The organism is [Bacillus] selenitireducens MLS10 (assembly GCF_000093085.1).
GTDB classification, from domain to species: Bacteria; Bacillota; Bacilli; order Bacillales; family Salisediminibacteriaceae; genus Salisediminibacterium; species Salisediminibacterium selenitireducens.
Map to the genome: position 1 here is coordinate 2112016 of NC_014219.1, position 21227 is coordinate 2133242.

The 21227-nt window shown below is 45.6% G+C and carries 17 protein-coding genes and 1 other RNA gene; 17 read left to right on the forward strand and 1 reads right to left on the reverse strand.

The window, feature by feature from the left end; genetic code table 11:
- The first annotated feature begins 393 nt into the window (after positions 1-393).
- From BSEL_RS09750 to moaA, 10 genes are all read left to right on the forward strand, one after another.
- Positions 394-2664 (forward strand): DEAD/DEAH box helicase, encoded by a 2271-nt coding sequence (locus BSEL_RS09750; protein WP_013172832.1) that lies wholly within the window; start codon positions 394-396, stop codon positions 2662-2664.
- A gap of 33 nt (positions 2665-2697) precedes the next feature.
- Positions 2698-3927 carry a ribonuclease H-like domain-containing protein gene (locus tag BSEL_RS09755; protein ID WP_232970521.1) on the forward strand — a complete coding sequence of 410 codons (1230 nt, stop codon included), beginning with the start codon at positions 2698-2700 and terminating at the stop codon, positions 3925-3927.
- Positions 3928-3945: 18 nt separating this feature from the next.
- Positions 3946-5862, forward strand: coding sequence for a DUF294 nucleotidyltransferase-like domain-containing protein (locus BSEL_RS09760; RefSeq protein WP_013172834.1), 1917 nt, complete (start codon positions 3946-3948; stop codon positions 5860-5862).
- A gap of 3 nt (positions 5863-5865) precedes the next feature.
- Positions 5866-6594, forward strand: coding sequence for a 3'-5' exonuclease (locus BSEL_RS09765; protein WP_013172835.1), 729 nt, complete (start codon positions 5866-5868; stop codon positions 6592-6594).
- A gap of 309 nt (positions 6595-6903) precedes the next feature.
- Entirely contained in the window at positions 6904-7476 is a 573-nt protein-coding gene (locus BSEL_RS09770; RefSeq protein WP_013172836.1) for a DUF1273 domain-containing protein, read from the forward strand.
- 121 nt (positions 7477-7597) lie between these two features.
- Complete coding sequence (gene gpsB / locus BSEL_RS09775) at positions 7598-7855, forward strand: cell division regulator GpsB (protein ID WP_408643033.1); 258 nt, start codon at positions 7598-7600, stop codon at positions 7853-7855.
- 14 nt (positions 7856-7869) lie between these two features.
- The gene (locus tag BSEL_RS09780) at positions 7870-8259 is read left to right on the forward strand and encodes a ribonuclease HI family protein (protein ID WP_013172838.1); all 390 of its coding nucleotides are present in this window, start codon (positions 7870-7872) and stop codon (positions 8257-8259) included.
- Between the two features lie 63 nt (positions 8260-8322).
- Positions 8323-8708, forward strand: an RNA gene (rnpB, locus tag BSEL_RS17530) — RNase P RNA component class B.
- A gap of 134 nt (positions 8709-8842) precedes the next feature.
- Positions 8843-9985: a THUMP domain-containing class I SAM-dependent RNA methyltransferase gene (locus BSEL_RS09785; RefSeq protein WP_013172839.1), complete on the forward strand. Its 1143-nt coding sequence runs from the start codon at positions 8843-8845 to the stop codon at positions 9983-9985.
- Positions 9986-10101: 116 nt separating this feature from the next.
- On the forward strand, positions 10102-11121 hold the full coding sequence (gene moaA / locus BSEL_RS09790; protein WP_013172840.1) for a GTP 3',8-cyclase MoaA: 1020 nt from the start codon (positions 10102-10104) through the stop codon (positions 11119-11121).
- Between the two features lie 39 nt (positions 11122-11160).
- Here moaA and BSEL_RS09795 read toward each other — a convergent pair whose 3' ends face one another.
- Positions 11161-11466, reverse strand: a complete 306-nt coding sequence (locus BSEL_RS09795; protein ID WP_013172841.1) for an iron-sulfur cluster biosynthesis family protein — start codon at positions 11464-11466, stop codon at positions 11161-11163.
- 115 nt (positions 11467-11581) lie between these two features.
- Between BSEL_RS09795 and BSEL_RS09800 the strand changes: the two genes are divergently transcribed.
- From BSEL_RS09800 to parC, 7 genes are all read left to right on the forward strand, one after another.
- Complete coding sequence (locus BSEL_RS09800; protein ID WP_013172842.1) at positions 11582-13111, forward strand: carboxypeptidase M32; 1530 nt, start codon at positions 11582-11584, stop codon at positions 13109-13111.
- A gap of 22 nt (positions 13112-13133) precedes the next feature.
- Positions 13134-14099: an ABC transporter ATP-binding protein gene (locus BSEL_RS09805; RefSeq protein ID WP_013172843.1), complete on the forward strand. Its 966-nt coding sequence runs from the start codon at positions 13134-13136 to the stop codon at positions 14097-14099.
- Complete coding sequence (locus tag BSEL_RS09810; protein ID WP_013172844.1) at positions 14096-15649, forward strand: ABC transporter permease/substrate-binding protein; 1554 nt, start codon at positions 14096-14098, stop codon at positions 15647-15649. The genes BSEL_RS09805 and BSEL_RS09810 overlap by 4 nt, the downstream gene beginning before the upstream one ends.
- A 12-nt stretch (positions 15650-15661) precedes the next feature.
- Positions 15662-16087: a universal stress protein gene (locus tag BSEL_RS09815; RefSeq protein ID WP_013172845.1), complete on the forward strand. Its 426-nt coding sequence runs from the start codon at positions 15662-15664 to the stop codon at positions 16085-16087.
- A gap of 24 nt (positions 16088-16111) precedes the next feature.
- Positions 16112-16525, forward strand: coding sequence for a CoA-binding protein (locus BSEL_RS09820; protein ID WP_013172846.1), 414 nt, complete (start codon positions 16112-16114; stop codon positions 16523-16525).
- 154 nt (positions 16526-16679) lie between these two features.
- Positions 16680-18650 (forward strand): DNA topoisomerase IV subunit B, encoded by a 1971-nt coding sequence (gene parE, locus BSEL_RS09825; RefSeq protein ID WP_013172847.1) that lies wholly within the window; start codon positions 16680-16682, stop codon positions 18648-18650.
- A gap of 3 nt (positions 18651-18653) precedes the next feature.
- Positions 18654-21101: a DNA topoisomerase IV subunit A gene (parC, locus tag BSEL_RS09830; RefSeq protein ID WP_013172848.1), complete on the forward strand. Its 2448-nt coding sequence runs from the start codon at positions 18654-18656 to the stop codon at positions 21099-21101.
- The last annotated feature ends 126 nt before the right edge of the window (positions 21102-21227 follow it).

Sequence of the window (21227 nt, forward strand, 5' to 3'; positions counted from 1 at the left end):
ACCTGTATACAAAAAAAGGGCATTCCAACTCGGGTGCCTTTTTTTGTGTGTGCCTGGATTAAGCAAGATCTCGCCGGTTACCAGACTGTATTTATTATTGGGCTCAGGATAAACATGCCGACCAGTATGCCGATGATGCCTGCGATCAGGTAACTTTTGTTTTTATTTAAAAATATAACAAACCCCTCCTTGTTTCAGTTTATACCTCTGGAATGAGGTTGATAAACGCAGGAATCCAACGTTTAGTACCGGCGGGTGATATGGATGTGCTCTCTTCAGGTTAAAAGCGATTATAAGTTCGCCTCAAGTTCAGTATCTTCGTAAGAATCAGCGGTTTGGGCTGTTCATGCAAACGCCTATTCGTTATACTGGAAACAGAGGATGGTGAACAGGATGTTTAAAAAGCAGACGTTAACCGATAAAATTTCATTGCTCAAAGAAGATCCCAATGTGATTCATTGGCAAACCATGCCGGAAAAAGAAGCGGTCTTTGCCCCGTTTCCGCATGTACTTGATATATGTATTCAAGAAGCGCTGAAGAATCGCGGTATTCACCAGTTATACAGTCACCAACGTTCAGCCTTCAATGAATCCGTAAACAACAACAAAAACATTGTCGCGGTCACGCCGACAGCCTCAGGCAAGACACTTTGTTATAACCTCCCTGTTCTGCATCGTTTTTCGAAAAATCATGACGCTCGTGCACTTTACCTGTTTCCAACGAAGGCACTTGCACAGGATCAGATGAGCGAATTAAACGGGCTGATAGAAGACATGGACATGGAAATACGCAGTTATACGTATGATGGGGACACTCCACCTGCAATCAGACAGACAATCAGAAAAGCCGGCCACATTGTTCTTTCAAATCCGGACATGTTGCATTCGGCGATCTTGCCGCATCATACAAAGTGGATTTCTCTGTTTGAGAATCTTGAAACCGTCGTGATTGATGAGCTGCATACATATCGGGGCGTATTCGGTTCACATGTGGCGAATGTCATTCGGCGATTGAAACGGATCTGCCGCTACTATGGAAGTGATCCTGCATTCATATGTACCTCTGCAACCATTGCGAACCCCGTGGAGCTTGCAGAAGAGCTGACGGGTGGGCCGGTGCAGCTGATTGACAACAATGGCGCACCGGCGGGCAGAAAACATTTTGTGCTATACAATCCTCCTGTCTTGCATCCTGTTCTGAACGTCCGTAAAAGTGCCACGAAAATGGTCAATCAACTGGCGTCAGACTTTTTGAAGGATGGCATTCAAACCATCGTCTTCGCGCGCAGCCGGGTCAGGGTTGAATTGATTTTGAGCCACCTGCAGCAGCTCACCTCGGGTTCCATCCGGCAAAACCGGATCAGGGGATACCGCGGAGGCTATCTGCCTTCTCAAAGAAGACAGATAGAGAAGGATTTACGCAGCGGTGAGACCATCGGAGTCGTCAGTACAAACGCGCTCGAACTCGGAGTGGATATCGGTCAGCTGCAAGTATGCGTCATGACCGGTTACCCCGGTTCGATTGCATCGTCATGGCAACAGGCCGGCAGGGCCGGGCGTCGACAGGACGAATCACTTGTGATTATGGTGGCAAGCTCATCTCCGCTCGATCAATACCTGTTTTCACACCCGGATTTCTTTTTTGATCATTCGCCGGAGACGGCAAGAATCAATAAAGACAATCTGATTATACTCGTCGATCACCTGAAGTGTGCAGCTTATGAGCTGCCGTTTGAAGAAAACGAGGCCTTTGATGGTGTCGAGGTCACAGATATTCTTGAGTACCTGATGGATCAGCGCGTGCTCTTCAAAAGTCGTCAACAGTTTCACTGGATGAATGATGCATTTCCGGCCCATAACATTTCTTTGCGGTCCGCGGCGCAGGAGAACGTCATCATCATCGATCAATCCGTGACCTCCAAGCATCAGGTGATCGGAGAAATGGATACATTCAGTGCGATGACGCTGTTGCATGAGGAAGCCATTTATTTGCATGAAGGGACACAGTTCCAAGTGGAGCATCTCGACTGGGACGAAAAAAAGGCGTTTGTCCGTGAGGTGGATGTGGATTATTTTACGGATGCCAACCTGGCTGTACAACTTAAAGTATTGGAAGTGGACCAGGAGAAAGCGCTCGGCGCTCACCGTGCTGTCTATGGGGATGTGATGGTAACTGCCATGGCGACCCTTTATAAAAAAATGAAACTCGATACTTTCGAAAATATCGGCTCGGGACCGATTCATCTGCCCGAACAGGAGCTGCATACGAACGGCATTGGCATTCATCTGAATGAGGATCAGATGGAAAGCCTCTCTGAAGATGCTTGGGAACAGGTACTCGCGAGTCTTGCCCATGTGATGAAACACGTGTCTGCCGTTGAGGTAATGTGTGATACAGCTGATCTCTACACGTCAGCTCAGGTAAAAGAGACACTCACGCGTCAACCCACGATCTTTCTTTATGATCGCTATCCGGGTGGGGCAGGATTAAGCGAGCGGATCTATCAGCTTTTACCGGATGTGCTAGAACGGTCATTGGACTTTGTCTATAACTGTTCCTGCGAAGGCGGCTGTCCAACTTGTTGCGGAGAAAGTGCGGGTTCTGGTGATGTGCCTGTTAAAGTACTGACTCTGAAGCTGTTAAGCAGTCTTCTTGCTGAATAAGAAGCAGAAGAACAGGAGGTGATCGATGTGACGATGAAAGCACGACTAAAGCGGATGGCCACACATTTACAAACAGAACCATCCGCTGAGCGATCCGGAGTAAAACCGGCTGAAAGTCGGGAAGTTGAAGGGACGGATTCCCCATTGTCCAAAGGATTTGCAGACATGGGCTTTTTTCCTTTTTCGTTTGAAGGTGAATATTCCTACCGGAGAAAAACGGTCTATCCTTTTTCAGTGCATGATCAAAATGTCTACAATGAACTGTCTCAGTTGACCGATTTCTGGAAGCATGACAAATCTGCTCATCCCCTTTCTACAGCCGGGAGAATACCGGAAGAGCTCCTGTTTTTTGATACGGAAACCACCGGCCTCTCACACGGGGCAGGAAACAGAATATTTCTGATCTGTTATGCGCGTGTAAATCAGGAAGGGATTGAGGTGACGCAGCACCTTCTCATGGATCCGGGACATGAAACCGCCTTTCTCGCAGGTTTTCTGGATGAAATATCCGATAAGGATTATATCGTCAGCTACAACGGGAAATCATTTGACTGGCCACAGGTCAAATCCCGGCATGCGTTTCTTCAAAAAATGCTCCCTGTCCTTCCGGTAACCGGTCATATTGACCTCCTTCACGCAGCCCGACGATTTTGGAAAGATGAACTGCCATCCTGCAGATTGTCTGTGGTGGAAGAAGAAAAACTCGGCATTGAACGTATAGACGATGTACCAGGCAGGATGGCCCCCGTTTTGTATCAGGAATACTTATTTGATCAAAATCCAGCCCTGCTGGAGGGGATTATTACTCATAATGACCAGGATGTCCGGTCATTAATCACCCTGTTTACGATGATTTCGAAACGTTTTTTGTATAAGGATCAAAACCTGACACCTGACGAACATTTTGCCGCGGGCAAGTGGTCTTCAGAATGGAAGATGAACCGTCTCGCACTTCAGCATCTGCAGCGTGCCGTGGATTCAGGCTCCAACACAGCGGCACGTGCTGCACTGATGCTGTCGGGTATGTATAAAAAACAAGGGAATTTTGAGGAATCTGTCGAACTGTTGAAGTATACGATTGAACATGGGGATGAATATGTATCAAAAGCAGTTGTGGAGCTTTCGAAGATATTTGAGCATCAGATGAAACAGCCCTGTGAGGCGCTCCGCTGTCTTGATCGCCTTGGAAAAGACACGTTCATGCAGGATGCCTCCCTTGTGAAACGAAGAGAGAGATTACTGCTGAAATGTGAGAGTCATTAAGAGAGGAGTCGGTTCATCTTGAAAGCAAAAACGTCTAAATCGTTCAGTCACGTGATCCGCACGACGTTTCCATTTGATCAGCTGACGCAGGATCAGTTTGATACATTAATGGAAAGTGCCAAGCGCCAGTCATTTAAAAAAAATCAGTTTTTGTTTCATGAGCATGATGAAGACCCTGAGATTTACTTTCTCTTAAAGGGCTTGGCAAAAAATATGCTTCATAAAGACAATGGCCAACAGATTTCCGTGCGTTTTTATTATCCTGGTGAAATCGTCGGGCTGATGATTCTGCTTGCTGAGGGTCAAATGAACTTCTCTGTTCAGGCACTTGAAGACTGTGAGACAGTTGTATTACCGAAAAAGAAAATGCTTGAACTTCTCGGCGAAAACCAGATCTTTGCAGATGTGATTTTAAGCGGTATCGGAGAACGGATGAAGTCTCTTTATGATGAAATACGTCAGGAACGGGGTGCAACGGATCGCGAAAATGTGCCACTGTTTCGAACGAGAATCAGAGATATCATGGACAAACCGCTATCCATTCCGGAACATGCGTCGATGCTTGAGGCGGGAAAAATGATGATGCACAGTGATGTTTCAAGCGTTGCTGTAATTGGCAGACTTGGTAAATATGCCGGGGTTCTTCACATGAAACATGTTGTGGAAGCGATGATTGCGCAAAAGGAACATGATCCGGTAAAGGACTGGATGAACGCCTCCGCTGTAACGGTGCAGGAACAGGCATTCAGCTATGAGGTTCTGTCTTATTTCAAGGAAGATACAATCGATCTGGTGCCTGTACTGAATGGGATGGACCTCGTCGGGGTAACCCGACCTGAAACCTTTCTGTACCTTGAAGAATCAAAATATTTGTACCTCTCGCATCAGCTTCACCGAGCAGCCAGACGTGAGGACCTGGTGAAACTCGGACCGGCGAATAATGAGGATTTTCTCTCTTTTACAGAGTTGCTTTTGAACGAACGAACGTATCCAAGAGAAGTCTGTGAACTGATCTCAAGTTACAATGACCACATTCACCGTAAAGCCATTGAATTCGCTTTGAAAGAAATGGAAAATGAAGGACACGGCTCTGCCCCGATCAACTTCTGTTTTATCGTGATGGGCAGTCAAGGAAGAAGAGAACAGGCGTTCAGTTCTGATCAGGACAACGGATTGATTCTTGAGGATTACAGACATCTTGAGAATCGGAGAACCATCGAAGAGTATTTCCATCACTTTGCTGCAAAAGTAAATCGCATCCTGGCAGATGCAGGATTCCCGGAGTGCACAGGCGGTATTATGGCCCGCGAGCGAAAGTGGTGCAGGGATTACAGCGAATGGGTGGAGGAAGTGAACAGATGGCTTAAAGAAGCCGATGCTGAAGAGATTCGTGATTTTACGATTTTCGTGGATTACCGAGCTATCTACGGCGATTTTTCGCTTGCAGAGCGTCTTCGTAAGGAGATTACGCCGGCCATTCAGAACAATAAAACCCTTCATGCTTTTCTGATGAAAGACACGATTCGATTCAGAGTACCCATCAATCCCCTCGGACGCGTCTCCTTAAGAGGCAAAAACAAGGAGCTTGATTTGAAAAAGTCGGCGCTTATGCAGATTGTCAACGGTGTCCGCATCTTTGCGATCCGCTACGGGGTGGAAGAAGTCAATACGGCAGAACGTCTGAAGGTGTTAAAGAATCGGGAAGTTTTCCACCCGAGAGATATGAAAAACGCGATGATGGCAATGGATTATCTCCTTGATGCACGGCTGAAATTAAATATCAGACAAATTCGCGATGATGAACCTCTGTCCAATAAGCTTCCCTATTTGCATATGGATAAAGAGGACCGAAAACCGATCAAAGATGCATTAATCGTTGCAAAACGGATGCAACAAATGACAGAGCTCAGTTTCGCGAAGAACCGGGGGATATAAGATATGAAAGTGTCATCCTGGCAAATCATTAAATATTTCGGATATGATTTTCACAAATTCCACGCAAACAGACAGAAGTGGTCCTGGAAGAATCGCGACGTGATGAAGAGAGTGGATCAGCAGTTAGATTCATTTCAAAATCTGACCATTTATGATGATGAACCGATCGATAATATTACGTTTACGGTATTTGATTTGGAAACAACCGGTTTTTTCTGTAACCTCGGAGATGAGGTATTGGCAATAGGCGCTACGAAACTGAATCGAAACCGGATCGATTTTCCTGAACAATTTTACGAAGTAATCGAACCGGTGAAACCGATGAGTGCATTTGTAAGTAACCTGACAGGGATGACGCACGAAGAGGTGACAGCGGGACTTGCTTTCCCTGAAGCATTTTCAAAGTTTCTCGAGTTTTCAAAAGGAAGTATTCTTGTGGCACATCCTGCGAGTTTTGATGTCCAGTTTTTGAAAATTCTTGCTGACAGGTGGCGGTTGCACGGGTATGATCCGCTGTATATTGATCAGTACCAGCTTGCCAAATCACTGTATCCGAGGAAGAGGAACTCTCTGGATGAGCTGATCAAGCTTTATCAAATTGAAACGAGTGGCCGACATCATGCTCTTGCAGATGCTTATATGACTGCGACCGTTTTTCATCACCTGCTCGATGAACTGGATGCAAAAGATGTAAAAACGTGGGGTGAATTAAAAAAGTTCGGAAAAAGTTGATTTTTTCTTGCTTTTTCAGCCTTTATTCACTATGCTTTATCAGGAAACAGTTCAATATAAGGCAGGAGTGAAAGCAAGATGGTAAAGTTTGTTTTGGGTCTCTTTTTTCTCGTCATCGCCTCAACGTTTATTTTCATGCAATAAAGCTGTCGGCAATTGAAACTTCTCTTGATTTAAATGAATACCGAGGTAAGACTTGATTTTTGTATACAGCTGATATGAGAGATAAAAGCGAATCCCTTCACCGGATTCGCTTTTTCATAAATCAGGCGATGAATGGATGCTTGAATCCGGAGGGAGCAATGACGCATGTATCAGGTCATGAGTGTAACCGGCTATAAACCGCATGAAATCGGTGTGTTTAATGAAAAACATGAGCAGTTGCCATTTTTAAAGGCGGCAATCCGGAAGAAACTGATCCAGTTAAAAGAAGAATGGGATTATGAGTGGGTAGTGATTACCGGTCAAGCCGGTGTGGAGCTTTGGGCCGGAGAAGCGGTTCTGTCGATGAAGGAAACGTATCCGGACATTAAACTGGCTTTACTGGCTCCGTTTTTTGAACAGGAACAGAAGTTTCCTGAGCCGGTAAAAGTCCTCTATGAACAGATCTGGTCAGAGGCGGATCATAAAGACTACATAACGAAACGTCCTTATGAGAATCCTTCCCAGCTCAGGCAAAAGAATGATTTTGTTGTACAAAAAACCCAATGTGCGATGATTCTTTATGATGAGATGACACCGGGATCTCCCGGATATTTTCTTGAGGCTGTTGATAAATACAGGCAGACACAGAAGGGATCCGAATATCCCGTACACATGATGACACCGGATGATATTGAAGATTTGATACGTGAAGAGCTAGATGAACAAAGCTGGAATTGACAAGCTCCCATTACTTTGAAAGAATATAGAGAGAAACGTGAAAGAGGTGGCGACTGTGGTAAAACAGCAGATTTCTAAATTAAGTAAGAATGATATATACGAAAAAGAATTTAAGTCCAGTATGCGGGGCTATAACCAGGATGAAGTGGACCAGTTCCTGGATGAAATCATCAAAGACTATGAAGCCTTTGAAAATCAGATTCAAAAGCTTGAAACGGAGTTGGCCAATACAAAAAAACAGGCCACAAAACTTGAAGAAAATGTGCGAAAGCAGCCTGTTCAGCCAACACAGCCCACGCAAGGGAACACGAATTATGATATTCTCCGAAGACTGTCGAATCTCGAGAAGCATGTTTTCGGCAGCAAACTCTATGATTAATCCGCTTGCTGGCCATGATCGAAATATATACGGATGGTGCAAGTAAGGGAAATCCCGGACCGGCTGGAGCGGGTATTTTCATGAAAAAAGGTGCAACACTTGAGAGATATGCCGTCCCTCTCGGTATAATGAGCAATCATGAAGCTGAGTTCCATGCGTGTATCATTGCACTGGAGAAACTGCAGGAACGCGATGAACGGATCGTTTCATTACGTTCAGATTCAATGCTGCTGGTTGATGCTGTTGAGAAGGACTATGTGAAACAGCCGATATACAAACCGCTCCTTGAACGTATCCTGATTCTGGGCGCATCCTTTGATCACTGTTTTATCAAATGGATCCCGGGAAAAGAAAACAAGGAAGCAGATCATCTGGCAAGGCAGGCCATTCATAAAAATGTGTAATGGGCATTGCATGAATCCTTTTCTAATGGTATGATGTCTTTTGGTTATAAAAGGCATACGTTTTTGTTCGGGTAATCGCTGTGCATCTTGATGCGCAGAGGAAAGTCCATGCTCGCACAGTCTGAGATGACTGTAGTGTTCGTGCCTGGCGAAGTCATAAGCCAGGGCAGTTGCATTCATGCGGCTGACGGCAGGTGATACAGCCTAAGTCCCGATGGGATATGGCAGTATGGACCTTGAAAGTGCCACAGTGACGGAGTCTGTATGGAAACATCCAGAGTGGAACGCGGTAAACCCCACGAGCGAGAAACCCAAAATTTGGTAGGGGCACTGTCGCAAAGGAATAAAACGGAGTGACGGAAAGAACATTTGTTCTTTAGACAGATGATTGCCACCCTGAACATACCTCACCGTTTGGTATTTCAGGGGACAGAACATGGCTTACAGAGCAAAAACGGTGCCTTTTATGATAATATAACCATATGATGAATGTAATGAATCGGAGACAGCTTTGTAGACTAACTGTTCTCCGATTTTCTTTTTCTTTTTGAAATATAAAGTCAGGGCAAAGGTGTGATCACATATGAAAACTTTTACGATTATTGCAACAGCTGCAATGGGTCTTGAAGCGATTGTAGCTAACGAAATCAAGGAACTCGGATACAAACATGTCACAGTCGAAAACGGCAAGGTGATGTTTGAAGGGGATGCGCAAGCAGTCTCAAGAGCGAATATGTGGCTTCGTACGGCAGATCGAATCAAAATATTGGCCGGCACGTTTAAGGCTACGAGCTTTGAAGAACTGTTTGAACAGACGAAGGCGATTGACTGGGATGCCTATATTCATCGTATGGACACCTTCCCGGTGACGGGGAAATCTGTAAAATCCGCATTATACAGTGTGCCGGATTGCCAAAAAATCGTTAAAAAAGCCATCGTGGAAAAGCTGAAAGACACACATAAAGTTAACTGGTTCGATGAAACAGGCCCGAGAGTGAAGGTTGAGGTTGCAATCCTCAAAGATGAGGTAAGCCTCACCATTGATACGAGTGGCACGGGTCTTCATAAACGAGGATATCGCTATTTGCACAATGAAGCACCATTAAAAGAAACCCTTGCGGCAGCCATGATTCAACTGACGAACTGGCACCCTGACCGTCCGTTCGCCGATTTATTTACCGGAAGCGGGACGTTGCCTATTGAGGCTGCGCTGATCGGGCAAAATATTGCGCCGGGTACTCACCGCTCATTTGATTTTCAAAACTGGAGCTGGTTCGATCATGCTATACATGATCGGACGCTTGAAGAAGCGGAAGATCTTGCAAACTATGATCAGCCATTGGACATTCTGGGCACGGACCTGGACCCGAAAATGATTGAACTGGCAGAAAACAATGCCATGGAGGCGGGGCTCGGTGATATCATCCAATTTAAACAGATGCGTGCATCCGATTTTAAACCTCAAAAAGATTTCGGTGTCGTCGTTTCCAATCCGCCGTATGGAGAACGTATGCAAGAAAAAAAGGAAGTGGAACAGATCTACAGAGAGCTCGGCCAAACGCTGAGACCTTTTGATACATGGAGTATTTATATGATCTCCAGTCATCCCAGATTTGAACTCTTGTACGGTCAAAAGGCAACTAAAAAAAGAAAGCTCTATAATGGCACGATCCGGACTGATTATTTTCAATTTTGGGGAGAAAAACCGCCTCGTCCCCGTAAATGATTGATTTTTGAAAATTTACACTTTCTTTGTGTTACTAATTGGTGAAATTTCTGTCGCGGGACTTGTTTCATAGAGGTGTAAAAACGTATAATGGAAATTGAAGGGGGCGAGGTATAATGAAGCCGACGATGACAGACAGACTAGGCAGACCGCTCAGAGATTTACGAATTTCCGTAACGGATAAATGCAATTTCCGGTGCAGCTACTGCATGCCACCGGAAATTTTTGATAAATATTTCAAATTCCTCCCGAAAGATGAGATCCTCTCTTTTGAAGAGATCACCCGTCTTTCGACAATCATGGTGAAAGAAGCCGGCATTCGAAAGCTTCGGGTTACTGGTGGGGAACCGTTAATGAGGCATGAAGTGTCCAAGCTGATTGCCATGTTGAATAAGATCGAAGGCGTGGATGATATTGCAATGACGACGAACGGTTCACTCCTTCCAAAGCATGCAAAGGCGTTAAAAGAAGCAGGATTAAATCGCGTAACGATCAGTCTGGATTCCCTCAATGACGAGAAGTTCAGAAAAATCAATGGCCGAGACGTTGGCGTACAGGAAGTGCTTGACGGTGTCCGGGCTGCTGAAGAAGCAGGCCTTGGGGTCAAAATGAACATGGTTGTTAAGCGGGGAATGAATGAGGATGATATCCTGCCGATGGTGGAGTATTTTAAAGACACAAACGTAATCTTACGATTTATCGAGTTTATGGATGTGGGAAATTCAAATGGATGGAAACTTGATCATGTAGTAAGTAAGAAAGAAATGTATCATATCATTAATAATGTCTTCCCGATCGAACCGAAAGACGCCAATTACCGTGGCGAAGTTGCAGAGCGATTTGTCTTTAAGGATAATCAAAATGAAATCGGTATCATTTCATCTGTGACGGATGCCTTTTGCAGCGACTGTTCACGGATCCGTCTTTCAGCGGATGGCAAGTTTGTCACCTGTCTCTTCTCTGGTGAAGGTCACGACGTCCGATCCGTGATCCGCTCCGGTGCCACAGATCCTGAGATTGCCGGCTTCATTTCTGAACTTTGGGCAAAAAGGGATGACCGGTATTCTGAGGAGCGCCTTAACAATACCGACAAAAAGGATATCAAAAAAATTGAAATGTCCCATATCGGGGGCTAACCATGCAAAAGACCGGACCATTTTGGTTCCGGTCTTTTTTCAGGAATTTGGATTGATGACATCGCGAATTTCAGGGTTATCATAGGTGACGGCATCATAGTCCTCGTCATAATCAATTGTCATCCCATCGAAATACCACTGGTCTTCGTCGGCAATATACAGATGAATCCCTGCTTTTGTATACCGGTGCGCATCGATAGCCGGTGCGCCTTTTTGAATCCCGACTGAAAAACCTCCGGACCCGACGCCTCCGACACGGACGTACAGATACAGTTCATCCCCTTCACTCAGGTTCATTTCTCTTCGGTAGAATTCAATTGCCGCTTTTGTAATGGTAATGGTCACAAAATCCCTCCGTTTAACGCTCTTTTTCAAGTTCACATCATCTTTCTATTTCCTTTCGGGTGATTTTCAAACGTAAAAACGGTATCATGGAATTATCTTGTACATAGAAAGGGGAATGACAGTGTCAGTTCAAACGGAAACAGTCAAAGAACAGTTTTCTGGATACGTAAAAAAGATGAATGATTTTAAGGAGGCTTCCGGGCTTATGGCTTGGGATCTTCGCACAGGTGCACCGAGAAAAGGTGCAAAACAACGTTCTGAGGTTCTGGGCACCCTGTCTTCAGAAGTGTTCGCGATGTCCACTTCTGAAGAAATGAAAACCATGATCGATACTCTCAAAGAAGAAGAGCATTGGTATAAACTGGACGATATCACAAAAAAATCGGTCCTAGAGGTTGAAAAAACATACAACAAAATCGCAAACGTTCCGCCGGAAGAGCATAAAGCCTATGTAATTTTAACATCAAATGCTGAAGTGGCCTGGGAACAGGCAAAAGAAAAGGCCAATTTCGCTTCTTTTCAGCCTTACCTTGAAAAAATCGTTGATTATAACCGGAAATATGCTGAATGGGTCGGCTATGAAGGAAATAAATACAACGCACTGCTGGATGATTTTGAACCGGGTCTGACAGTCGACGTGATTGATTCAGTGTTTGGTAAACTGAAGGATAATCTTGTCCCGCTTGTCAAACAGATTACAGACTCTAAGAACGACCCGGAGACCGGGTTTTTGTTCAGTCATTTTCCAAAAGAAAATCAGGAAGCTTTCAGTAAGCAGATTCTCGGTGAAATGCAGTATGACTTTGACGCAGGCCGATTGGATACTACGGTACATCCGTTTTGTATCGGGTTAAACCCCGGAGATGTTCGGGTAACGACAAAATATGATGAATCAGACTTCCGTACAGCCGTTTTCGGTACCATCCATGAAGGCGGGCATGCTCTTTATGAGCAAAATATTTCAGAGTCCCTGGTCGGCACCCCTCTTGCAGGAGGCACTTCAATGGGGATTCATGAGAGTCAGTCACTCTTTTGGGAGAATTTCGTCGGCAGACATATCGGATTCTGGACGCGCTATTATCAAGATCTGAAATCAGTTGCAGGCGGCTCCTTTGACAGCGTGGATCTTCATTCATTCTTCAGAGCGATAAACGTTGCCGGGCCTTCCCTGATCAGAATCGAAGCCGATGAACTGACCTACTGTCTGCATATCATCGCCCGCTACGAGCTTGAGAAGGCTTTAATCAACGAGGAGTTGGAAGTACGCGATCTTCCTGAAGCGTGGAATAACAAGATGGATGAACTCCTTGGTGTTCGTCCTTCCCATGATGGAGAAGGCGTCCTGCAGGATGTGCATTGGGCAGGCGGAATGTTCGGTTATTTCCCATCCTACGCTCTGGGCTATGTGTATGCCGCTCAATTGAAGGCGGCAATGCTTAACGATCTGAGCAATTTTGATGAACTCCTTGAGCAGGGCAACCTGAAACCGGTGAAAGAATGGATGACTGAGCATGTGCACCAGCATGGCAAGATGAAAGAGCCCCTTGAAATTTTGAAGGATGTTACCGGCTCTGGTGTTGATCCGGATTATCTGATCGGTTATCTCAGTGATAAATACAAAACCATTTATGAGTTGAAAGACTGATCTTAATGAAAGAGGTGGATGTATGATCCGGTTTGACGGGATTTCAAAAACGTATCCTGATGGAACAACTGCCCTGAACGATGTCAGTTTCACGATCGAAGAAGGCGAATTTTTCGTATTAATTGGTCCGAGTGGCAGCGGGAAGACGACAGCAATGAAACTGATCAACAGACTTATTGATCCCTCTTCCGGATCCATCTATCTGGATGATAGGAGTATCCATGATATGACGTTAAAAGACCTGCGGGGGAGGATCGGTTACGTCCTTCAGCAGATAGCTTTGTTTCCTCATATGACCATTGAGGAAAATATCCGGATTGTACCTGATTTGAAGAAATGGCCGAACGAAAAAACGGAGCAGCGTGTAACGGAATTAATGACGATGGTGGGCCTTGATCCTTCGATTTACAGAAAGAGAATGCCGAAAGAACTCTCAGGCGGTCAACAGCAGCGTGTCGGCGTGATCCGGGCTCTTGCAGGGAATCCGGACATAATCTTAATGGATGAACCATTCAGTGCCCTTGATCCAATAAGCAGAGAACAGTTGCAAAAAGATATCGCCAAGTTGCAAAAGGAAATCAAAAAAACGATCGTTTTCGTTACACATGACATGGATGAAGCTCTGGCGCTTGGAGAGCGGATCGCGATTATGAAGGATGGAAGCCCTGTCCAGGTAGATACACCTGAACAGCTCCTTAATCATCCTGCGAATGCATTTGTGGCTGATTTTCTCGGAGACAGAAAAACCCCGTGGCTTGATAAGGTTGAACAGATCTGGGATCGGCTGGAACGAGCCAAAACAGAGAATTCCGTGACTCACGACTCATCAGTCACGCTTCATGAGGTTTATGCTGTGTTAAAAGATGAGAATCTTGACGAGCTCCCTGTCAGGCACGGAGATGAGATTCGCCTGATCAGCCGTGATACCATTCTGGCCCATCTTGAAGAGGCGCACATCGCGCAATCAGGAAACGGGGTGAAGTCATGAAGCTTCTTTCGATCCAAACGTTTTTTCAGCTTGCATCGAACCGTTCCGATTTGCTCCTGAATGCTTTATGGGAGCATATCCATATGTCTTTAATTGCTCTATTAATCTCCGTGTTTATTGCTGTTCCTTTAGGCGTTGTTCTTGCTCATTACCGGAGCGGGGCAGAGCCTGTTATCGGGGTCACAGCAGTGTTGCAGACGATTCCGAGTCTTGCGCTGCTCGGGTTTTTAATCCCTTTCATCGGCATTGGGACGACCCCCGCCATCGTTGCTCTGACCGCATATGCGCTGATGCCGATTTTACGAAACACCTATACCGGTATTAAAGAGGTGGACCCTGCGCTGATGGAGGCTTCAAGAGGCATGGGGATGAATACGCTGCAACAGCTTCACAAAGTACAGCTTCCCCTTGCGATGCCAACAATTATGGCAGGGATCCGTACAGCGATGGTGCTGATTGTCGGAACAGCCACATTGGCAGCACTGATTGGAGCGGGAGGTCTTGGAGATCTTATCATGCTCGGTATAAACAGAAGCAACAATTACTACATTCTGCTTGGGGCCATACCTGCAGCCTTATTGGCTTTGTTACTCGACGCCATTCTCCGATTCACGGAAAAACGCTCTCTGGGTACAAGTATTGCGCCGATTGTAACAGTTGTGAGCCTTGCGCTTTTGATTGTCCTATCGCCAACTGTGTTTCAAGCGTTTCAATTTTCAGATGATGGCCCGGATGAAATTGTCATTGCAGGAAAACTGGGCGCAGAACCGGAGATTATCATCAATATGTATAAACTCCTGATCGAGGCGGAGACCGATTATGAAGTGGTGCTTGAAGATGGATTCGGAACAACCGATTTTACATTTGAAGCGCTCCGTGCAGGTGAGATTGATGGATATTTTGAGTTTACTGGTACAGCCATCGTCAATCTCCTTAATGAAGAGCCGGTCAGTAACGAGGAGCGGCCGGCATTTGAACAGGCAAGAGACGGCATGTATGAGGCATTCGGGTTTGTGTTTCTTGAGCCGATGGCGTATCAAAACACTTATGCCATTGCTGTTACAGAAGAGTTCGCAGAAACCCATGATCTTGAAACCATCGGTGATTTGCGTCCAATAGAAGATGAGATCACGGCGGCCTTTACGTTTGAATTCATCGACCGCGATGATGGTTATCCGGGTATTCAGGATGCTTACGATCTCGACTTTGCGAATGTTCAGGGGATGGATCCGGGATTGAGAGCAGACGCTGTTGAGTCAGGTGATGTTCAGGTCACGGATGCTTATTCCACGGATTCCTACATGATTCGCTACTCACTTGTCGCACTTGAAGACGACGAGCACGTTTTCCCGCCGTTTAATGGTGCTCCTCTATTCAGGGAGGAAGTTCTGCTTGCTTATCCTGAAATTGAGGATGTGCTCAATCAGCTTGGCGGCATGATTACAGAGGAAGAGATGCTTCAGATGAATTATCAGGTGGACGAAGAAGACCGGAATGCCGTTGATGTCGCAAGAGAATATCTTGAAGAGTCGGGTCTTTTGACACCATAAAGGAGGATCACAATGTTTCAACGAATTATGCTTGCAGCTGACGGATCGGATTATTCCCTGAAAGCTGCGGAGAAAGCCATTTTCATTGCAAAGGCAAATCCGACTTCCAAAATAACGGTCGTTCATGTTGTTGACGAACTGCCGTCGCGAACGGATGTGATGGATGCGGAGTTTCAGCCGCGGGATATTCCGGAGCATAGGAAATCTCAGATTGCAAATGTCAGGGAATTGTTGGAGAAAGCGGAGGTTAAGTTTGAGATGAAACATATTTTTGGTGATCCTGGACCGGCACTTGTTCATGAATCCATCGATATGAAGGCTGATCTCGTCTTGATTGGCAGTCGTGGCCTTAACTCATTTCAACAAATGGTTCTCGGCAGTGTCAGTCATAAAGTGGCAAAGCGGGCGAAGTGCCCGGTTATGATCGTGAAGGAATAAATACGCAGATGGAGGCGATAGATCATGAATAATCCTGATATGAAAACCATAAAAACCATTCTCGAAGAGGCGAAAACCATCGCAGTGGTCGGTCTCAGTGACAAGCCGAGCCGAACGAGCTACCAGGTGGCAGAAGTGCTGGTGAATGCCGGCTATCGTGTTATCCCGGTAAATCCGAGAGTGGAAGAGGTTTTTGGTGTACAGGCAGTCGGGTCTCTCAATGATATTGAAGAAAAAGTGGATATCGTGAATGTCTTCAGAAGAAGTGAATTATTAAAAGAAATGGTACCGGATGTGCTGGCCTCAGAAGCACCGGTCTTTTGGGCGCAAATGGGCGTGTATGATGAAGATGTGGCAGATCAGCTGAATGAAGCCGGTAAAACGGTGATTATGGATCGCTGTATCAAAGTAGATTACGCATCCCTTCTGAATGTATGATATGATTAATGGGCAGCTGCAGCATGTGCAGCTGCTTTTCCATTTCAAAATATAAGAACAGGTGTTTGAATGTATTGACAAACCACTCTTCAAACAGCTATTTTAAAAGATAGGTATGTGTCAGAGCAAGAGCTGAAAGGGGATCTTTCGATTGATGAACAAGAATGATTTTGCCTACAACGATGATGCGATTCAGGTACTAGAAGGGCTTGATGCTGTCAGAAAACGCCCGGGAATGTATATCGGCAGTACCGATCACCGCGGCCTGCATCATCTCGTATTTGAAATAGTAGACAACTCCGTCGATGAAATCCTGGCCGGATTCGGTAATGAGATTACTGTTACTATTCATAAAGATCAAAGTGTCAGTATCCAGGACTCAGGTCGCGGCTTTCCGACCGGTATGCACCGATCCGGAAAACCGACTCCTGAAGTGATTCTGACGGTTCTCCATGCAGGCGGGAAATTTGGTCAGGGCGGTTATAAAACAAGCGGTGGTCTTCACGGCGTCGGTGCATCGGTTGTGAATGCCCTGTCAGAATGGCTCGAAGTCACCATCTATCGTGATGGTGTGATTTCTCAGCAGCGATTTGAAAATGGCGGAAAACCCGCAACGACGCTCGAAAAAGTAGGAAAGACGAAGCGGACAGGCACGACGGTTCACTTTAAACCGGATGAAGCCATCTTCGGTTCGATCACTTTTCACTACGACACGCTTGCTGAGCGGCTGAGAGAAGCGGCATTTTTAATTAAAGGTGTGAAGATTGAACTGATTGACGAACGTGGTGATGAGCCTGAACGTGATACGTTCCAGTTCGATACAGGCCTTGTTGCATTCGTGGATTACCTGAATGAAGAGAAAGATATTCTTCATCCTGTGATTCAGTTTGAGGGGGTCCATGATGAGATTGAGGTGGATATCGCTTTTCAGTATAATGACGGTTTTACAGAGAATATGCTCTCCTTTGTCAATAACGTCCGTACAAAAGACGGCGGGACCCATGAACTTGGGGCGAAAGCGGCAATCACAAGAATCATCAATGAACATGCCCGAAAGTTGGCGCTTTTAAAGGAAAAGGATAAAAATCTGGATGGTTCAGATATTCGTGAAGGATTTACAGGGATTATTTCTGTCAGAGTTCCTGAAGAAAAGCTGCAGTTTGAAGGTCAGACTAAGGCAAAACTCGGAACAGCAGAAGCACGATCTGCCGTTGATCAGGTAATAAGCGGGAAACTTGCCTTCTTTCTTGAGGAAAATCCCGAGTTCAGCCATATGTTGATCAAAAAGGCGGTCAAAGCTTCACAGGCCCGAGAAGCTGCGAGAAAGGCCCGTGAAGATGCACGCAACGGCAAAAAGAATAAGCGTAAAGATGCGATGTTAAGCGGCAAATTGACTCCTGCACAGTCTCGTAATCCGAATAAAAATGAACTCTATCTAGTCGAGGGGGATTCTGCCGGCGGTTCTGCGAAACAGGGACGTGATCGGAAGTTCCAAGCGGTGCTGCCTCTTCGCGGTAAAGTCATCAACACAGAAAAAGCTAAACTTGCAGACATCATGAAGAACGAAGAAATCCGCACGATCATTTATGCAATCGGCGGTGATGTGGGACCGGATTTCGACCTGGAGAATATTAACTACGATAAAATCGTCATCATGACGGATGCGGATACGGACGGGGCCCATATTCAAGTGCTTCTTTTGACGTTCTTCTACCGGTATATGCGGCCATTGGTAGAAGCGGGGCGGATCTACATTGCACTTCCGCCGCTCTATAAAGTGAGCAGAGGATCAGGGAAAAAAGAAATCGTGGAATACGCATGGGATGAAAATGGCCTGCAAGGTGCCATTGATCAGGTTGGAAAAGGGTATATCCTTCAGCGCTATAAAGGACTCGGTGAGATGGATGCCACACAGCTGTGGGAAACAACGATGAATCCTGAATCCCGCACGCTCGTGAGGGTGACCATTGAGGATGTGGCAAGAGCTGAGCGTCATGTTTCGACTCTGATGGGAGACAAGGTTGAACCAAGGCGAAAGTGGATTGAACGTAATGTCGCTTTCGGACTTAACGAAGACACAAATATTCTTGATAATGATCATTTACTCATCAGCGAGGAGGAGTAAGCTTTGGAACAAAAAGAGCGTTATCTGGATCTGCCTCTTGAAGATGTACTGGGAGACAGGTTTGGCAGATACAGTAAATATATCATTCAGGATCGCGCACTGCCTGATGCAAGGGACGGACTGAAACCAGTTCAGCGCCGGATCTTGTATGCGATGCATATGGACAAAAATACACACGATAAGCCTTTCAGAAAATCGGCCAAAACGGTAGGTAACGTTATTGGTAATTATCATCCGCACGGCGATTCTTCTGTATATGAGGCAATGATCAGACAAAGCCAGGATTGGAAAATGCGGCATATGCTCGTGCAAATGCACGGGAATAACGGCTCTGTTGACGGTGATCCGCCAGCGGCGATGCGTTACACGGAAGCAAGACTGTCGAAGATTTCTTCAGAAATGCTGAAAGATATCGAGAAAAATACAGTTGACTTCATGCCGAATTTTGATGATTCCCAGGAGGAACCGGTGGTGCTTCCCGGGAGCTACCCGAACTTGCTTGTCAATGGATCTACAGGCATTTCGAGCGGGTATGCGACCGATATTCCACCTCACCATCTCGGTGAAGTGATTGATGCAGCGATTCATCAGATGGACCACCCTGACTGTTCCGTGCACGACCTTTTGACATACATTCAGGGACCTGATTTTCCTACAGGCGGTATTATCCAGGGGATTGAAGGCCTTCAAAAGGCTTATGAATCCGGAAAGGGAAAAGTCGTACTGAGAGGTAAAGCAGAGGTACAGGCGATTCGGGGGAATAAAGAGCAGATCATTATCACGGAAATTCCCTATGAAATCAACAAAGCGAATCTTGTCAAGAAAATGGATGAATTGAGGATTGATAAAAAAGTTGATGGGATTGCCGAAGTTCGGGACGATACAGACCGCACAGGTATGCGTATTGTTATTGAACTCAAGAAAGAAGCGGATTCTCAGGGGATTTTGCACTTTCTGTACAAAAACACCGACCTTCAGGTGTCTTATCACTTCAATATGGTGGCTATTCACAATAAAACGCCAAAACTCATGGGTCTCAAGCAGATGCTTGATGCTTATATTCAGCATCAGAAAGAAGTCGTCACGAGAAGAACAAACTTCGATCTGAATAAAGCAAGGGACCGGGCGCACATTGTTGAAGGTCTTATCAAAGCGATTTCGATACTCGATGAAGTCATTGCAACAATCCGTGCTTCCAAAGATAAAAAAGATGCCAAAAACCGTTTGCAGGCTTCGTACCAATTCACAGAGCCTCAGTCTGAAGCAATTGTCAATCTCCAGCTCTACCGCCTGACTAACACGGATATTACAACGCTTGAAAAAGAAGCGGGGGAGTTAAGAGAGCTGATCAAGAAGCTTGAAGCAATTCTTGAATCGGAGAAGAATCTGATCAAAGAAATCAAGAAAGAGCTTCGCTATATAAAAAAAACATACACAGATGAACGAAGGACCATGGTAGAAGCTGAAGTGGAAGATTTGAAAATCAACCTTGAAGTTGTGGTGCCATCGGAAGAGGTTCGTGTTTCAGTTACGAAAGATGGCTACGTTAAACGGTCGAGCATCCGATCATACACGGCTTCGAATGGCGAAGAACCTTCCATGAAGGAAACCGATAGGCTGATCCATGACCTCGAAGTGAATACGACGGATACCTTACTGTTTTTCACGAAAAAAGGCTCTTATCTTTTCGTGCCGGTTCATCAGCTCCCGGAAACAAAGTGGAAAGATGGCGGTCAGCATATCGCCAACATTGTCACGATGGATCAGGATGACCCCATTATCCATGCCATACCGGTTCAGGAGTTCAGAGAGGACAGATGGCTCCTGTTTGCCACGAAATCCGGGATGGTCAAACGCTCTGTTTTGAAAGATTATCACGCACAAAGGCACTCCAAGGCATTAACCGCCTTGAAGCTGAAAACAGATGATGAGCTGATCAATGTCTATCTGACAAACGGGGAAGAGAATCTCTTTTTGGCAACAAAGAAAGGTTACGGTCTATGGTTCAGTGAAGAAGAAGTCAGTGTCACAGGTCAACGTACAGCGGGCGTTAAAGGGATCAACCTGAAGGAGGGAGATCAGCTCGCAGCACTCTCCGTATTTAACAATGAGCAGAAGCCTGATTTCGTACTTGTCACACAACGTGCTGCAGTGAAACGGATGGCTTTGAAATCCTTTGAGAAAACAACGAGAGCCAAACGTGGTGTGATTATGCTGAAAGAACTAAAGAAAGCACCGCATGAAGTGGCTGCCTGTATGGCGGTTCATGGACAGGAAACGCTTGTGCTTGAATCGGAGACACGAACACGTCACGCGGTTATACCGAAACAGCTGCGATTAAGTGACAGATATACAAATGGATCGTTTATTTATGATGTTCAGTCTGAAGGACCGGTGCAGGACGTCTGGATGATTGAACCAGAACCGGTTGTGGGAATGAACGAAGAATAACCGGTTTAAAGGATTAGCTGATCTGCGGATCGGCTTTTTCTTGTTTTGTCTCAAAAACCTACATTACTTTTTATTATGAGACGGTGATTTCCACTTCTTAATTGGTTCCTATAATTTATATTATGT

What these genes read in the sequence shown, in the direction of transcription:
- BSEL_RS09810 (WP_013172844.1), top strand. Translation starts at nt 14,096, where the DNA reads ATGAAGCTTCTTTCGATCCAAACGTTTTTTCAGCTTGCATCGAACCGT.
- parE (WP_013172847.1), top strand. Translation starts at nt 16,680, where the DNA reads ATGAACAAGAATGATTTTGCCTACAACGATGATGCGATTCAGGTACTA.
- BSEL_RS09780 (WP_013172838.1), top strand. Translation starts at nt 7,870, where the DNA reads ATGATCGAAATATATACGGATGGTGCAAGTAAGGGAAATCCCGGACCG.
- moaA (WP_013172840.1), top strand. Translation starts at nt 10,102, where the DNA reads ATGAAGCCGACGATGACAGACAGACTAGGCAGACCGCTCAGAGATTTA.
- gpsB (WP_408643033.1), top strand. Translation starts at nt 7,598, where the DNA reads ATGCGGGGCTATAACCAGGATGAAGTGGACCAGTTCCTGGATGAAATC.
- BSEL_RS09800 (WP_013172842.1), top strand. Translation starts at nt 11,582, where the DNA reads ATGACAGTGTCAGTTCAAACGGAAACAGTCAAAGAACAGTTTTCTGGA.
- BSEL_RS09770 (WP_013172836.1), top strand. Translation starts at nt 6,904, where the DNA reads ATGTATCAGGTCATGAGTGTAACCGGCTATAAACCGCATGAAATCGGT.
- BSEL_RS09820 (WP_013172846.1), top strand. Translation starts at nt 16,112, where the DNA reads ATGAATAATCCTGATATGAAAACCATAAAAACCATTCTCGAAGAGGCG.
- BSEL_RS09785 (WP_013172839.1), top strand. Translation starts at nt 8,843, where the DNA reads ATGAAAACTTTTACGATTATTGCAACAGCTGCAATGGGTCTTGAAGCG.
- BSEL_RS09755 (WP_232970521.1), top strand. Translation starts at nt 2,698, where the DNA reads ATGAAAGCACGACTAAAGCGGATGGCCACACATTTACAAACAGAACCA.
- BSEL_RS09765 (WP_013172835.1), top strand. Translation starts at nt 5,866, where the DNA reads ATGAAAGTGTCATCCTGGCAAATCATTAAATATTTCGGATATGATTTT.
- BSEL_RS09750 (WP_013172832.1), top strand. Translation starts at nt 394, where the DNA reads ATGTTTAAAAAGCAGACGTTAACCGATAAAATTTCATTGCTCAAAGAA.
- BSEL_RS09805 (WP_013172843.1), top strand. Translation starts at nt 13,134, where the DNA reads ATGATCCGGTTTGACGGGATTTCAAAAACGTATCCTGATGGAACAACT.
- BSEL_RS09815 (WP_013172845.1), top strand. Translation starts at nt 15,662, where the DNA reads ATGTTTCAACGAATTATGCTTGCAGCTGACGGATCGGATTATTCCCTG.